The 15,308-nt window shown below is 63.5% G+C and carries 10 protein-coding genes and 2 rRNA genes; 4 read left to right on the top strand and 8 right to left on the bottom strand.

The window, feature by feature from the left end:
* Positions 1–13: 13 nt before the first annotated feature.
* Both FOB72_RS16920 and FOB72_RS16915 read left to right on the top strand, forming a co-directional pair.
* Positions 14–1,261 (top strand): ABC transporter substrate-binding protein, encoded by a 1,248-nt coding sequence (locus tag FOB72_RS16920; RefSeq protein ID WP_150373639.1) that lies wholly within the window; start codon positions 14–16, stop codon positions 1,259–1,261.
* 166 nt (positions 1,262–1,427) lie between these two features.
* Positions 1,428–2,633 carry an ABC transporter substrate-binding protein gene (locus FOB72_RS16915; protein ID WP_150373638.1) on the top strand — a complete coding sequence of 402 codons (1,206 nt, stop codon included), beginning with the start codon at positions 1,428–1,430 and terminating at the stop codon, positions 2,631–2,633.
* 45 nt (positions 2,634–2,678) lie between these two features.
* Here the strand turns inward: FOB72_RS16915 and FOB72_RS16910 are convergent, their stop codons facing one another.
* The 5 genes from FOB72_RS16910 to FOB72_RS16890 all read right to left on the bottom strand — a co-directional run bounded on the left by FOB72_RS16910 (position 2,679) and on the right by FOB72_RS16890 (position 8,364).
* On the bottom strand, positions 2,679–3,755 hold the full coding sequence (locus FOB72_RS16910) for an ABC transporter ATP-binding protein (protein WP_223851370.1): 1,077 nt from the start codon (positions 3,753–3,755) through the stop codon (positions 2,679–2,681).
* Positions 3,752–4,750, bottom strand: a complete 999-nt coding sequence (locus tag FOB72_RS16905; RefSeq protein ID WP_150373637.1) for an ABC transporter ATP-binding protein — start codon at positions 4,748–4,750, stop codon at positions 3,752–3,754. Before FOB72_RS16905 ends, FOB72_RS16910 begins: the two co-directional genes overlap by 4 nt.
* Positions 4,751–4,766: 16 nt before the next feature.
* On the bottom strand, positions 4,767–5,690 hold the full coding sequence (locus tag FOB72_RS16900) for an ABC transporter permease (RefSeq protein WP_150373636.1): 924 nt from the start codon (positions 5,688–5,690) through the stop codon (positions 4,767–4,769).
* A gap of 4 nt (positions 5,691–5,694) precedes the next feature.
* On the bottom strand, positions 5,695–6,672 hold the full coding sequence (locus FOB72_RS16895) for an ABC transporter permease (protein WP_150373635.1): 978 nt from the start codon (positions 6,670–6,672) through the stop codon (positions 5,695–5,697).
* Positions 6,673–6,765: 93 nt separating this feature from the next.
* On the bottom strand, positions 6,766–8,364 hold the full coding sequence (locus FOB72_RS16890; protein ID WP_150373634.1) for an ABC transporter substrate-binding protein: 1,599 nt from the start codon (positions 8,362–8,364) through the stop codon (positions 6,766–6,768).
* Between the two features lie 336 nt (positions 8,365–8,700).
* Here FOB72_RS16890 and FOB72_RS16885 point away from each other — a divergent pair, with 336 nt between their 5' ends.
* Positions 8,701–9,894, top strand: coding sequence for a M20 aminoacylase family protein (locus FOB72_RS16885; RefSeq protein ID WP_150373633.1), 1,194 nt, complete (start codon positions 8,701–8,703; stop codon positions 9,892–9,894).
* 3 nt (positions 9,895–9,897) lie between these two features.
* Positions 9,898–10,938 (top strand): DUF2891 domain-containing protein, encoded by a 1,041-nt coding sequence (locus FOB72_RS16880; RefSeq protein WP_150373632.1) that lies wholly within the window; start codon positions 9,898–9,900, stop codon positions 10,936–10,938.
* Here the strand turns inward: FOB72_RS16880 and FOB72_RS16875 are convergent.
* The 3 genes from FOB72_RS16875 to FOB72_RS16865 form a co-directional block, all read right to left on the bottom strand.
* Entirely contained in the window at positions 10,935–11,897 is a 963-nt protein-coding gene (locus FOB72_RS16875) for a DUF3047 domain-containing protein (RefSeq protein ID WP_150373631.1), read from the bottom strand. The genes FOB72_RS16880 and FOB72_RS16875 overlap by 4 nt on opposite strands.
* A 232-nt stretch (positions 11,898–12,129) precedes the next feature.
* Positions 12,130–12,243 (bottom strand): 5S ribosomal RNA (gene rrf / locus FOB72_RS16870).
* A gap of 123 nt (positions 12,244–12,366) precedes the next feature.
* Positions 12,367–15,245, bottom strand: a 23S ribosomal RNA gene (locus FOB72_RS16865).
* Between the last annotated feature and the right edge of the window lie 63 nt (positions 15,246–15,308).

Below are 15,308 nucleotides of genomic sequence, written 5' to 3'. Positions count from 1 at the left end.
AAGATCCTTCCCTATGGACCGAAACCCGGACCCCACCGCAGACCTCGCGTCCGGGCAGGGCCGCAGGCATTTCTGCGGCCGCCTCGCCGGCACGCTGCCCGCGCTCGCCACCCCGTTTGCCGCCCTGCGCCCCGCTGCCGCGGCGGAGCCCGCCCGCACCGACACGCGCATCGGCGTCCGGCCGGAGCCCGGCGTCACCCCCACCACCCTCCTGATCGGCCAGTCGGCGCCGCTGTCGGGCCCCGCCGCCGAGCTCGGCACCCAGCTGAACCTCGGCGCGCGGCTGTGCTTCGACAACGTAAACCGGCACGGCGGCATCTTCGGCCGCGCGATCGAACTGCACGCGCTCGACGACGCCTATGTGCCCGACGAAACCACACGCAACACGCGCAAGCTGCTCGTCGACGGCATGTTCGCGCTCTTCGGCTATGTGGGCACCAGCACGACTCTGGCGGTGCTGCCGCTCATCCAGCAGGCGCGCATCCCCTTGTTCGCGCCGTTCACGGGCACCCGCGCGCTGCGCACGCCCGTCAACCGCCATGTGTTCCATGTCCGGGCGGGATACGACCGCGAAACGGCGGCCATCGTGCGGCAGATTGCATCGTCGGGCCTGCATCGGCTTGCCGTGGTCTATTACGACGACAGCTACGGCCGCGAGGGCCTCGAGGGCATCGCCAGGGCGGTGCGGAGCCGGCCGGCCGCCGATGTGCGGATCACCGGCGAACACGCGGTGGCACGAAATGCCGTGGATGTCAGCGCCACGGCGGCGGCGGTCCTCGAGCAGCATCCCGACTCGGTCGCGGTGATCGGCGCCTACGGCACGGCCGCCGCGTTTATCCGCGAGGCGCTGCGGCGCGGCTATGCGGGCCAGTTCTACTGCCTCTCCTCGGTCGGCGCCACCTCGCTGGCGAAGGCGCTCGGCGCCCAGGCGGCCGGCGTCGTCGTCTCGCAGGTCATGCCGAACCCGCGTAACGCCACGCTGCCGCTCGTGCGCGAGTACCAGCGCCTGCTCGCGGCCGCCGGCCATGCCGGCGCGTACAGCCATGCGAGCCTCGAGGGATTCATCGCCGCGCTGGCGTTTGTCGAAGGGCTGCGCCGCACGGGCCGCGACCCGACGCGCGACAGGTTCATCGCCGCTCTGGAGGGCATGCGCGCCGTCGATCTGGGCGGATTCGACATCCAGTTCTCGCCGGAGGATCACGTCGGCTCGAGGTTCGTCGATCTGGCCGTGCTCAACGCGCGCGGGCAGGCCATCCGCTAGCCGCGCCTGTGGCGTCCTTGCCTCGCCCGAACAGGCGGAACCGTCATATTTTGCTTGCAGTCACCGCTCTTCGATTATGATGTCCGGGCGCTAGCAACAGCCCGGCGACAGACCGGCAGCCGCGCACGCAGCAAGCAAGAATGGTTGGATTGACGGGGCTATCACAATGGTTTTGCAATCAAGGGTCAAGCGCCGGCGCCTCGCCGGCCTGCTGGTGGCGTGCGCCACCATGGGTGTCACGGGTGCCGGCCTGTCCGGCGCCGCCTTCGCGGCCAACACCGCGCCAGCGGAAGTCGGCGTCACCGCGGACACGATCGTCATCGGGCAGTCCGCCGCGCTCACGGGTCCGACCGCCACGCTCGGCAAGCAGATGAACGCGGGCGCGCGGCTGTACTTCGACGCGATCAACCAGCAGGGCGGCGTGTTCGGCCGCCGCATCGAACTGCAGGTGCTCGACGACGGCTACGAGCCGGACGAGGCCATCAAGAATACGAAGAAGCTGATCGAGGACAGTCGCGTATTTGCGCTGTTCGGCTATGTCGGCACACCGACGTCGCAGGCCGCCGTGCCGCTCGCGAACCAGGCCCGCGTACCGTTCTTCGCACCGCTCTCCGGCGCGCAATCGCTCCGCGACCCGCGCAGCCGCTACGTATTCCACGTACGCGCGGGCTATGACGAGGAAACCATGGCCATCGTGCGGCAGATCCGCACGACGGGCCTCAAGCGCGTGGCCGTCGTCTACAACGACGACGCGTACGGCAAGTCCGGCCTCGACGGCGTCGAACACGCGATCAAGGGCCTGCCGGCGGACAGCGGCGTGCAACTCGTCTCGCGCGCGAACGTGGTCCGCAATACCGTCGAGATCGGCGACGCGATGCAGGAGACCATGAAGGCCAAGCCCGATGCGGTCGTGCTCGTGAGCGCGTACCGGACCGTCGGCGCCTTCGTCAAGGAAGCGCTGCGGCGCGGCTACACGGGGCAGTTCTACAACGTGTCGTTCGTCGGCACGCAGGCGCTGGCCAAGGAAGTGGGTCCGCAGGGCAGCGGCGTGATCATCTCGCAGGTGATGCCGCATCCGGGCAACGCGACGCTGCCGGTGGTGCGCGAGTATCTGCGCCTGCTCCAGGCGGCCGGCCGCCAGAACGACTTCGATTACGCGAGTATCGAGGGCTTCATCGCCGCGAAGGCTTTCGTCGAAGGCCTGCGCCGCACGGGCCGCGACCTCACGCGCGAGAAATTCGTGACGACGGTCGAGGGCATGCGCAACGTGGACCTCGGCGGCTTTATCGTCCAGTTCGGACCGGACAACCACGTCGGTTCGAAGTTCGTCGAGATGACGATCATCAATTCGCGCGGCGTCGTCATTCGCTGAGCCGCGCCCGCCCCCGCCGACGATGGCGGGGGGCCTCGCCATGACTTACGTCATGTCATTGAGGTGGCACGCCGACCAGCGCATCGGCGCAATCTCCTTGAGCGCCGGCTGCTCGCTCCGGCACCGATCCATCGCATGCGGGCAACGCGGATGGAAATGGCACCCGGTCGGCGGATTCAGCGGCGACGGAATCTCGCCGCGAATCGCCACATAAGTCTTCTTGCCCACCTCGAGCTTGGGTGCCTCCGCAAGCAATGCCTGCGTATAAGGATGATTCGGCGACGCGAACACGTCCTCGGTCGGCGCGGATTCGACCACGCGGCCCAGATACATGATGACCACGCGATCGCTGATGTGCTTCACCACGCCAAGATCGTGGCTGATGAACAGGTACGTCAGGTTCAGGTCTTCACGCAGGCGCATGAACAGGTTCAGCACCTGCGCCTGAATCGAGACGTCGAGCGCGGCCACGGACTCGTCGCACACGAGGAACTCGGGCCGCACGGCCAGCGCGCGCGCAATGCCGATGCGTGCGCGTTGCCCGCCCGAGAACTGATGCGGAAAGCGCCGCAGCACGGTGGGATCGAGCCCCACGCGCACGAGCATGTCCTCGACGTAGGCCTTCTGCTCGCCCTTCGGCACGATGCCGTGTACCACCGGTGCCTCGCCGACGATGTCGAGCACGCGCAGCCGCGGATTCAGCGAGGCATACGGATCCTGGAAGATCATCTGGATGCCGAGCTGCCGCTCGCGGCGCTTCTCGGGTGGCAGGCGGTCGAGGTCGGTGCCGCGCCAGAACCGCTCGCCTTCGGTCAGCGAATGGAGACCCACCGCCATACGGCCGAGCGTGGACTTGCCGCAGCCCGACTCGCCGACCAGACCGACGACCTCGCCCGAGCGGATCGACAGGTCGACGCGATCCACCGCATGCACGACTTCCTCGCGCATGCGCGCGCCCAGCACGTTGGCAATCTTCGCGGCGGTGTCGAGCGACTTGACGAAGCGCTTGGACACGCGCCGCAGTTCGAGCAGCGGCGCGGTGGGCGTCCCTTCAGCCGTATTGGAAACGTCCGACGCGGCGGCCGCCTGTGCGCGCGCGGAATCGATCACGGGTGCATTCATGCGGCCTCCTGTTGCGCAGCGACCGGATGGAAACAGCGCAGGCCCCGGCCATCGGCCGTGTGCGCCAGCGGCGGTTCGGTCTTGCAGATATCGGTCGCATAGGGGCAGCGCTCGCGGAACGAGCAGCCGCCGGGCAGGTTGAGCAGCGACGGCGTCATCCCGGGAATCTGCCGCAGCGGTGCACCGCGCGGATTGCGCGACGGCGCCGAACTGATCAGCCCATGCGTGTACGGATGCTCGGGATGCTCGAGCACCTGTTGCACGCTGCCCTGCTCCACGATCTTGCCCGCGTACATCACGCACACGCTGTCCGCGAGGCCCGCGACCACGGACAGGTCGTGCGTGATCCAGATCAGCGCGGTGCCGGACTCGCGGCACAGCGTCTGCATCTCGTAAAGGATCTGCCCCTGGATCGTCACGTCGAGCGCGGTGGTCGGCTCGTCCGCGATGATCAGGTCCGGCTTGTTGAGCAGCGCAATCGCAATCGCCACGCGCTGCCGCATGCCGCCCGAGAACTGATGCGGATAGGACTGCAGCCGCTCGTCCGGCGAAGGAATGCCGACGCGCGCCAGCGCATTGCGCGCGCGCTCGCGCGCCACGGCCTTGCCGACGTTCTCGTGCGCGAGCACTGCCTCGATCATCTGCGTATCGATGCGCAGGACCGGATTCAGCGTCATCATCGGATCCTGGAAGATCATCGCGATCCGGTTGCCGCGCACATCGCGCTGCTGCGCGGGCGTGAGCGCGCGCAGGTCTCGCGTGATGCCGTCCCGGCTCGTGAGCGCGATGCGCCCATCGACGACCTTGCCCGGCGGGTCGATCAATCCCATGATCGAATAGCCCGTCATCGACTTGCCCGAGCCGGACTCGCCGACCAGGCCCATGATCTCGCCACGGCGCACCGTGAACGACACGTCATCGACCGCGCGCGCGACACCCGCGCGCGTAAAGAACTGCGTCTTGAGATTCTCCACGACCAAGGTCGGCTGGCTCATAGTGGCACCCCCTGGGTCATTGCGTCTGCAGACGCGGATTCAGCACGTCGCGCAACTGGTCCGCGACGAGGTTCATGGCGACGATCGTCGTGACGAGCGCGATGCCGGGAAAGAAGCTGATCCAGTACTTCCCGGACAGCAGGAACTGCTGCCCGTTCGCGATCAGCGAGCCCAGCGACGGCTCGGTCACCGGCACGCCGAGGCCGAGGAACGACAGCGTCGCCTCGAGCGTGATCGCCGATGCCACCTGCAGCGCCGCGATGACGATCAGGGGCGGCAGGCAGTTCGGCAGCAGATGGCGGAACATGATGCGCCCCGCCGGCAGCCCGAGGCACGCCGCGGCCTCGATATATTCCTTGCGCCGTTCCACGAGCGCGGCGCTGCGCGTGGTACGCGCGTAGTACGCCCATTGCACCGCGACCAGCGCGATCACGATATTGCCGATGCCGCGGCCCAGCAGCGCCAGCAGGATCAGCGCGAGCAGGATCGGCGGAAACGACAGCTGCAGATCGGCCACGCGCATCACGATCGCTTCGGTGCGGCCGCCGAGAAAACCGGCCAGCAGGCCCAGCGTCGCGCCCACGATCAGCGCGATGATCGTGCTCACCACGCCCACGGCGATGCTGATGCGCAGCCCGTACATGACCGCCGACAGCACGTCGCGGCCCTGCTCGTCGGTGCCGAGCACGAACAGCATGCCGTCGTCGCCGCGTTCGCCCGGCAGGCGGAAGTTGTCGAGGATATTGACCGAGGACAGGTCGTACGGATTCTGCGGCGACAGCAGCGGCGCGAAGATCGCCACCAGCAGGATCAGCGCGAGCACGACCAGGCCCGTCACGGCCAGCTTGCTCGCGACGAACTGCCCGACGAACCGGCGCCACGGCGTCTGCTCGCGCTGCGGCTTGGCTGTCGCGCCTTGAGATGCGGTAGTAAGACTCATGACGTCAGCCCTTGTTGTCGGCGATGCGAACGCGCGGGTCGAGCATGCTGTACACGATGTCGACCACGAGGTTGATCAGGATGAACAGCGTCACGACCACCATCAGGTACGCGACGATCACGGGCCGGTCCAGCAATTGAATCGAATCGATGATCAGCTTGCCCATGCCGGGCCACGCGTAGATCGACTCGGTCACGATCGCGAACGCGATGATCGAGCCGAACTGCAGCGCGATGACCGTCACGATCGGGATCATGATGTTCTTGAGCACATGCACGCCGACGATGCGCGAGTTCGAGAGGCCCTTGGCGCGCGCGAACTTCACGTAGTCCTGCAGCATCGCCTCCTGCGTGCCGGCGCGCGTCAGCCGGATCACCATCGCGATATTGAGCAACGAGAGCGTGATTGCGGGAAGAATCAGATGCCGGATGCCGTCGAGCGTCAGGAAGCTCAACGGCACGCCGAGCACGGACACCGTCTCGCCCCGCCCGTTGGAAGGCAGCCACCCAAGCTGCACGGCGAAGACGACGATCAGCATCAGCCCGACCCAGAAGGTCGGCAGCGAGAAGCCGAGGATCGAGATCGTCATGATCGACTTGGCCGCGACGCTGTTCGGCCGCAGGCCCGCAATCAGGCCCAGCGGAATGCCGAGCACGATGGCCAGCAGGATCGCGCAGACCGCGAGTTCCATCGTCGCGGGCATGCGCTCGAAGATCAGCTTGAGCGCGGGCGTGCCATGCGCGAACGACGTGCCGAGATTTCCGTGCAGCGCATTCTGCAGGAAGATCCAGTACTGCTCCCAGAGGGGCTTGTCGAGACCGAGCGCCGCGATGGTGCGCTTGATGTCCTCCTGGTCTGCCTGCGGGCTGATCAGGATATCGACCGGGTTGCCGATGGCGAAGACGCCGAGGAAGACCAGCAGCGACATGACCAGCAGCACGACAATGCTCTGCATCAGGCGCCGGATGATGAAGACCAGCATATTGGGGACACTATCCTTTCGCCTGCAACGACCGCGTTGACTACATTCACCGCGCGGAGCCGGCTGCCAGACCGCAGCCAGCTCCGCCCATCGTCACTGCGGCTTGAAGTTATGCGCGTAGGTGCGTTCGTCGGTACGCGGCACGTAGGTAATGCCCTTGACCGTCGCCCACGTCGTCACCTGATGATGGATCGGGATGATACCGCCATCGAGGATGCCGATCGCCGTCGCTTCCTGCAGCAGCTTCGAACGCTCGTTGTCGTCCACCGTGGCCAGGGCCTTCTCGAGCACCGTATCCATCTTCGGATTGCAGTACTCGCCCCAGTTCACCGTGCCGAAGCCCTTCTTCGAGTCCTCGCAGGCCAGCAGCGCGCGCAGCGGCGAGCTCACTTCGCCCGTCTGCGCACCCCAGCCCACCAGGCCGAACGACCATTCGTGCTTGCCGCCCTTCGACGCGTACGTGGCCATCGGCATGCCTTCCACCTTGGTCACGATGCCGACGCGCGTCAGGTTCTGCGCGATGGTCTGCGCAATGCGCTCGTCGTTCACATAGCGGTTGTTAGGCGTATGCAGCGTCAGCCCGAAGCCCTGCGGATATCCCGCGTCGGCCAGCATCTTCTTGGCCGCTTCCGGGTCGTACTTGAGGGTCTTCAGCTCGGGGTTGTAGCCGAACAGCGTCGACGGCACGAGGTTGTTGGTCGGCTCCGACAGGCCTTCCATCAGGCGGTCCTTGATACCCTGGCGGTTGATGGCCGTGCTGATGGCGATGCGCACGCGCGCGTCCTTCAGCGGGTTCTTGTCCATAGGCTGACCGTCCTTCGTCGTGACGAACGGCGACTTGTCGCGCTTGGTATCGAAGTACAGGTAGATCACGCGATGCGAGATCTTCGAGAAGAAGTTCAGCTTCGGATCCTGGCGCACTTTCGGCAGGTCCGGCGTCGGCACGTTCTCGATGGCCTGCACGTCGCCCGACAGCAGCGCGGCGAGGCGCGTGGCCGGATTCGGGATAAAGCGCAGCGTCACCTTGTCCCATGCGGGCTTCGGACCCCAGTAGTCGGGGTTGCGCACCAGTTCGACCCGGTCGTCGCGCGCATAGCTCACGAACTTGAACGGGCCGGTGCCGATCATGCCCTTGCCCTGTGCGAAGTCGTCCGAGGAAAGGCCCTGCGTGGCCTTCTTCTGCACCATGAAGACCGAGGTCAGGTCGTTGAGCATCAGCGGATACGGCTGCGCCGTCGTCAGCTGGATCGTGTACTTGTCGATGATCTTCTTGCCGACGATCGCCTTCGTGTAGACGTCGAACTTGCCGGGGCTGTTCTGGATCGTCGCGGGACGGTCGAGCGCCCAGACCACGTCCTCGGTGGTCAGCTCCGTGCCGTCATGCCACTTCACGCCCTTGCGGATCTTGAATTCCCACGTGGTGTCGTTGATGAGCTTCCAGGACTCCGCCAGACCGGGAATCACGCGGCTGTCCGGATCGAGCTTGATCAGCGTATCGAAGACGTGTTCCGAGACGTTGATGTTCGAGAACAGGTTATAGAAGTGCGGATCCATCGAGGTCGGCGGCGAACTCATGGCAATCCGCAGGTCCGCGGCGTGGACCGGCACGGCTGCCGAGAGGCCGAGGGCCCCGGTGAGCAGCGCGGCGCCGCATAGCTGGCGGGCCGCCTTCTTGACGTTGCGAAGGAACATCGCGCGAATCTCCCTAGAGGAAGTCTGAAGTCTGAAGTCTGGATGGGACGAATCAATGGCAATCAGCCATCGATGACACTTCGCTGCGTGGCGCCGTTTTGGTGCGGCGCGTTACGCATCGTGGAATGTCACGCGGCTGGCCGGGCACTTCAAGCATGAACTGTTCCAGCAGTAACCCCTCCACGCCATGCGTGAAAACCCACCCGCGCGGGCGGACGCGGGTTCGGGTAGCCGGGCACGTGATCGGAAGTGCATGCTTTGGCGCTTTGATGACGGTCGTCGTATGATCTTGGGGTGTCCCCCATGGCCAGCAATGACCCGACCCCAAGCGGCATCATGAAACTTCTCCCCGAAATCCTCCAGGCGCAAGCCGAAATCCAGAAGATCCGACGAGACATCCACGCGCATCCGGAGCTCTGCTTCGAAGAGCAGCGCACGGCGGACCTCGTCGCCAGCACGCTCGAATCGTGGGGCATCGAGGTGCACCGCGGCCTCGGCACCACCGGCCTCGTCGGCGTGATCCGCAACGGCAACAGCAACCGCGCCATCGGCCTGCGTGCCGACATGGACGCGTTGCCGCTGCAGGAAGCCAATACGTTCGATCACGCGTCGCAGCACAAGGGCAAGATGCATGCGTGCGGCCATGACGGCCACACCGCGATGCTGCTCGGCGCCGCGCGTTATCTCGCGCAGCACCGCTCGTTCGACGGCACCGTGAACCTGATCTTCCAGCCGGCCGAAGAAGGCGGCGGCGGCGCGCGCGAGATGATCAAGGACGGCCTGTTCGAGCGCTTCCCGTGCGACGCGGTGTTCGGCATGCACAACTGGCCCGGCATGCCGGCCGGTTCGTTCGGCACCACGGCCGGCCCGTTCATGGCATCGAGCAACGAATTCAAGATCGTCGTGCGCGGCAAGGGTGCGCACGCGGCCATGCCGCACAACGGCGCGGACCCGGTATTCACGGGCGCGCAGATCGTGTCTGCGCTGCAGGGCATCATCACGCGCAACAAGCGCCCGATCGACACGGCGGTCATCTCCGTCACGCAGTTCCACGCCGGCGACGCCACCAATATCGTGCCGAACGAAGCATGGCTCGGCGGCACCGTGCGCACGTTCACGGTGCCGGTGCTGGACCTGATCGAGCGCCGCATGGAAGAAGTCGCCCGCGCGGTCGCGCAGGCCTTCGATTGCACCGTCGACTTCGCGTTCCACCGCAACTATCCGCCGACGATCAACACGCCGGCCGAGACCGAATTCGCGGTGGGCGTGGCCAGCGAGCTCGTCGGCGCGAACCATGTCGATGGCCATTACGAGCCGACGATGGGCGCCGAGGATTTCTCGTTCATGCTGCAGGAGAAGCCCGGCTGCTACCTGTTCATCGGCAACGGCGAAGGCAAGCATCGCGAGTCCGGCCACGGCATGGGCCCGTGCATGCTGCACAACCCCAGCTACGACTTCAACGACGAACTGTTGCCCGTGGGCTCGACGTTCTTCGTCAAGCTCGTGGAAAAGTGGCTCGCACCGGCCTGATCCATGACGCCTCCGCTGCTGGATGACGACACCGCCGCGCGCTTTGCGCGCGTGGCACTCGACAACGTGGTGCGGCGCTATCCGTACAAGGTCGATCACCTGATGACCGGCCCCGACGATATCGCCGAGCCGGTTGCCATGCACCCGGTCTTCTACGGCAGCTACGACTGGCACTCGAGCGTGCACATGCACTGGCTGCTTGTGCGCGTGCTCGCGCTACGGCCCACGCTCGACATCGCCACCGAGATTCGCGCCACGCTCGATGCGCAACTGCGCCCCGATGCCATCGCGACGGAACTCGCCTATTTCGAGCATGGCGGTGCAAGCACGTTCGAACGTCCCTACGGCTGGGCGTGGGTGCTGCGGCTGCAGGCGGAGCTGCACACTCTGGCCGCCAGCGACCCGCAGGCCAGGCGCTGGGCCGATGCATGCGCGCCGCTGGCCACGTACCTGGCCCAGCGGCTGATCGATTATCTCGATATCGCGGATTTTCCGATTCGCACGGGCACGCACGCCAATAGTGCCTTCGCGTTGATCATGGCGTGGTCGTATGCCAACACGGACTCGCATCCGGCGCTGAAGCGCGCAATCGTACGCCGTGCCCATCGCTGGTTCGGTCACGACCAGCGTTACCCGGCCCGCTACGAGCCGGGTGGCGACGAGTTTCTCTCCGGCGGCATGACCGAAGCGGTGCTCATGCGCTACGTGCTCGACGGCTGCGAGTTCGATGAATGGTGGGGGTTGTTCGCGCCCACGCAGGCGGACCTCGCCACGTGGATGACACCGGTGATGGTCAGCGACCGTTCGGATCCCAAGCTGTCGCATCTCGACGGCCTGAACCTGTCGCGCGCGTGGTGCTGGCGATTGCTCGCGCCCGCATTGCCCGAGCCGATGCAGCCGCTCGCGGTGCGCGCATGGTCGGCGCACCTCGAGGCCTCGCTGTCGCAGGCCGCGGACGGCCACTACGTGGCCACCCACTGGCTGGCGTCGTTCGCGCTGCTGGCGCTGGCGGACCGCGCCGAACCGCTGACCTGCTCGGTCTAATCGAGGGCAATATCGCCGTACCAGGCTTCGGCGCGCGTCTTGGTATTGTCGGTATCGGTCATCAGTCCCACCGCAATCACCTTGCCGGGGTCGGTACCGAACGCCTTCTTGTAGTCCGCGCGCAGGTCGCGCTCATGGCAGCGCCACTCGTTGGCGTGACGCGTGCCGGAGTCCACGACGATCATGCGCACGCGATCGGTATGAGGGTTGGGCAGCACGGTGCCTTCGGCGCGGCGCCCGCCCCAGATATACATCAGCGTGGCATAGGGCATCTCGCGGCCCGTGGTAATGCGGGCCATCTCGAACATCAGCTGATCGCGCAGCGACAGCGTCGAATGGTCGCCATCGAACGCGACGAACAGCCGAAGCGGCGCATCTTCGCGCTGCTTCTCGCCGTTATCGGCGCCACGAATCACGTCGCGCGTCTTCCACGTCCAGCGAATGGTGCCGGCCGTCCGCTGCTCCAGCGGCACGTACAGGCCCGATGCCGAATTGTCGGCTTCGGCATGCAGCACCACGCGGTCATCGACCTGCGTCAGTGCGTAGCGCGTGGGGGTCTTGTTGCGATTGATGGTCCAGGGTTGCCAGCCGGCAGGCGTCCGCGCGGGACCCGCGGCGGTCGAGAACAGCGGCAGCGTCGCCAGCGGCGGCGCGATCACGGTGTCGCCTTCGCTATCGGCCTCGCCCGAGCCGCCGGCATCGGCGTCCGGATTGCCGGCACGGTTGGCGAGTTCGAGGGGATCGAGCGTGGGAAGTGCGGAAACGAGCGGCGCGCTCAGCGACCCTCTAACGGCCGACTTCATGGCGGCTTTGGCGGCGAACGTCTTGCAATCGATAGCGGATGCCGCAGCAAGACTCGAAGGATCGTCGGGCGGATGCACCGTCGAAGCGCATCCCGCAAGCACCAGCGCGCTCGCCGCGCCGGCCCAGTTCACCGGCCGAAACAACTTGGCCCCCATGACTTTCCCCCAACCCGAATACTTTTTGCCGCTACGGCGCTACGTCATTGCTTCAACTTGGCACCACGGCTTTGCTGTTGCTGACTGCATCGTTTCGCTAATGCACGAAACTTGGAGGGGAAGATATCAGATGGGGGGGAAGGCCGGAATGCTCCGGTACCCTGAACGCGATGCGCGTTGCAAAAAAACAAAACCCCTCAGCGGGAAGCGCTGAGGGGTTCTGAGCATAAGAGCCTGGCGATGACCTACTTTCACACGGGTAATCCGCACTATCATCGGCGCGGAGTTGTTTCACGGTCCTGTTCGGGATGGGAAGGGGTGGTTCCAACTCGCTATGGTCACCAGGCATAAGGGGTTGTCACGCTGACCGGAGGTCAGCGTGACGAATCTGGGTGTAGTAAAGGGGGTTGTGTCGTATATGGCCGGCACATTAGCGGAACGCTATCACCAGGCAAGACACACTGGTTATAGGATCAAGCCTTACGGGCAATTAGTACTGGTTAGCTTAACGCATTACTGCGCTTCCACACCCAGCCTATCAACGTCCTGGTCTCGAACGACCCTTCAAGGAGGTCAAGCCTCCAGGGAATCCTCATCTTCAGGCGAGTTTCCCGCTTAGATGCTTTCAGCGGTTATCTCTTCCGTACATAGCTACCCTGCGATGCCTCTGGCGAGACAACAGGTACACCAGCGGTACGTCCACTCCGGTCCTCTCGTACTAGGAGCAGCCCCCGTCAAGATTCCAACGCCCACGGCAGATAGGGACCAAACTGTCTCACGACGTTTTAAACCCAGCTCACGTACCTCTTTAAATGGCGAACAGCCATACCCTTGGGACCGGCTACAGCCCCAGGATGAGATGAGCCGACATCGAGGTGCCAAACACCGCCGTCGATATGAACTCTTGGGCGGTATCAGCCTGTTATCCCCAGAGTACCTTTTATCCGTTGAGCGATGGCCCTTCCATTCAGAACCACCGGATCACTATGTCCTGCTTTCGCACCTGCTCGACTTGTCGGTCTCGCAGTTAAGCACGCTTTTGCCATTGCACTTTAGGTACGATGTCCGACCGTACCAAGCGTACCTTCGAACTCCTCCGTTACACTTTGGGAGGAGACCGCCCCAGTCAAACTGCCTACCATGCACTGTCCCCGACCCGGATTCACGGGCCAAGGTTAGAACCTCAAACAAACCAGGGTGGTATTTCAAGGACGGCTCCACGTGAACTAGCGTCCACGCTTCAAAGCCTCCCACCTATCCTACACAGATCGGTTCAAAGTCCAATGCAAAGCTACAGTAAAGGTTCATGGGGTCTTTCCGTCTAGCCGCGGGGAGATTGCATCATCACAAACACTTCAACTTCGCTGAGTCTCGGGAGGAGACAGTGTGGCCATCGTTACGCCATTCGTGCAGGTCGGAACTTACCCGACAAGGAATTTCGCTACCTTAGGACCGTTATAGTTACGGCCGCCGTTTACCGGGACTTCAATCAAGAGCTTGCACCCCATCATTTAATCTTCCGGCACCGGGCAGGCGTCACACCCTATACGTCCACTTTCGTGTTTGCAGAGTGCTGTGTTTTTATTAAACAGTCGCAGCCACCATTTTATTGCAACCCCTTCACCCTTCTGGCGCAGGCCAGTCAAGCTACCAGGGCGTACCTTATCCCGAAGTTACGGTACCAATTTGCCGAGTTCCTTCTCCCGAGTTCTCTCAAGCGCCTTAGAATACTCATCTCGCCCACCTGTGTCGGTTTGCGGTACGGTCTCGTATGACTGAAGCTTAGAGGCTTTTCTTGGAACCACTTCCGATTGCTTCGCAGCATAAAGCCGCTCGCCCCACACTCTTGAATTCCGCGCCCGGATTTGCCTAAGCGCCTTCTCCAATGCAGGGACCGGGACTTCCAACACCCGGACAACCTTCCGCGATCCGTCCCCCCATCGCATCATACGACGGTGCAGGAATATTAACCTGCTTCCCATCAGCTACGCATCTCTGCCTCGCCTTAGGGGCCGACTCACCCTACGCCGATGAACGTTGCGTAGGAAACCTTGGGCTTACGGCGAGGGGGCCTTTCACCCCCTTTATCGCTACTCATGTCAGCATTCGCACTTCTGATACCTCCAGCATCCTTTACAAGACACCTTCACAGGCTTACAGAACGCTCTCCTACCACGCGCTTGCGCGCGTCCGCAGCTTCGGTGACTGGCTTAGCCCCGTTACATCTTCCGCGCAGGACGACTCGATCAGTGAGCTATTACGCTTTCTTTAAAGGGTGGCTGCTTCTAAGCCAACCTCCTGACTGTTTTAGCCTTCCCACTTCGTTTCCCACTTAGCCAATCTTGGGGACCTTAGCTGGCGGTCTGGGTTGTTTCCCTCTTGACACCGGACGTTAGCACCCGATGTCTGTCTCCCGTGATTGCACTCTTCGGTATTCGGAGTTTGCTATGGCGGGGTAATCAGCAATAGACCCCCCAACCATGACAGTGCTCTACCCCCGAAGGTGAGACACGAGGCACTACCTAAATAGTTTTCGGAGAGAACCAGCTATTTCCAGATTTGTTTAGCCTTTCACCCCTATCCACAGCTCATCCCCTAATTTTTCAACATTAGTGGGTTCGGTCCTCCAGTACGTGTTACCGCACCTTCAACCTGGCCATGGATAGATCATCTGGTTTCGGGTCTACACCCAGCGACTCAACGCCCTGTTCGGACTCGCTTTCGCTACGCCTTCCCTAATCGGTTAAGCTTGCCACTGAATGTAAGTCGCTGACCCATTATACAAAAGGTACGCCGTCACCCGTTTCCAGGCTCCGACTGTTTGTATGCATGCGGTTTCAGGATCTATTTCACTCCCCTCCCGGGGTTCTTTTCGCCTTTCCCTCACGGTACTGGTTCACTATCGGTCGATCACGAGTATTTAGCCTTGGAGGATGGTCCCCCCATCTTCAGACAGGATTTCACGTGTCCCGCCCTACTTGTCGTACACCTAGTTCCACAATCGTGTTTTCGCATACAGGGCTATCACCTGCTATGGCCGGGCTTTCCATCCCGTTCTGCTAACACCACTGCTAAAGAGTACAAGGCTCTTCCCATTTCGTTCGCCACTACTTTGGGAATCTCGGTTGATTTCTGTTCCTGCAGCTACTTAGATGTTTCAGTTCGCCGCGTTCGCTTCCCTTGCCTATGTATTCAGCAAGGGATGACCCATTCGGGCCGGGTTTCCCCATTCGGACATCTCCGGATCAAAGCTTGTTTGCCAGCTCCCCGAAGCTTTTCGCAGGCTACCGCGTCCTTCATCGCCTGTGATCGCCAAGGCATCCACCACATGCACTTGTTCGCTTGACCCTATAACGAGTGTGTCTCCAGGACACGCTCACCATAGGTTCTGAGTTCTCGCGTTTGTGCCGT

Origin of the sequence: Cupriavidus pauculus (genome assembly GCF_008693385.1) — a bacterium.
Lineage (GTDB): Bacteria > Pseudomonadota > Gammaproteobacteria > Burkholderiales > Burkholderiaceae > Cupriavidus > Cupriavidus pauculus_D.
The sequence above is the reverse complement of the archived record's forward strand: the minus strand, read 5'-3'. Positions and strand labels throughout refer to the sequence as shown.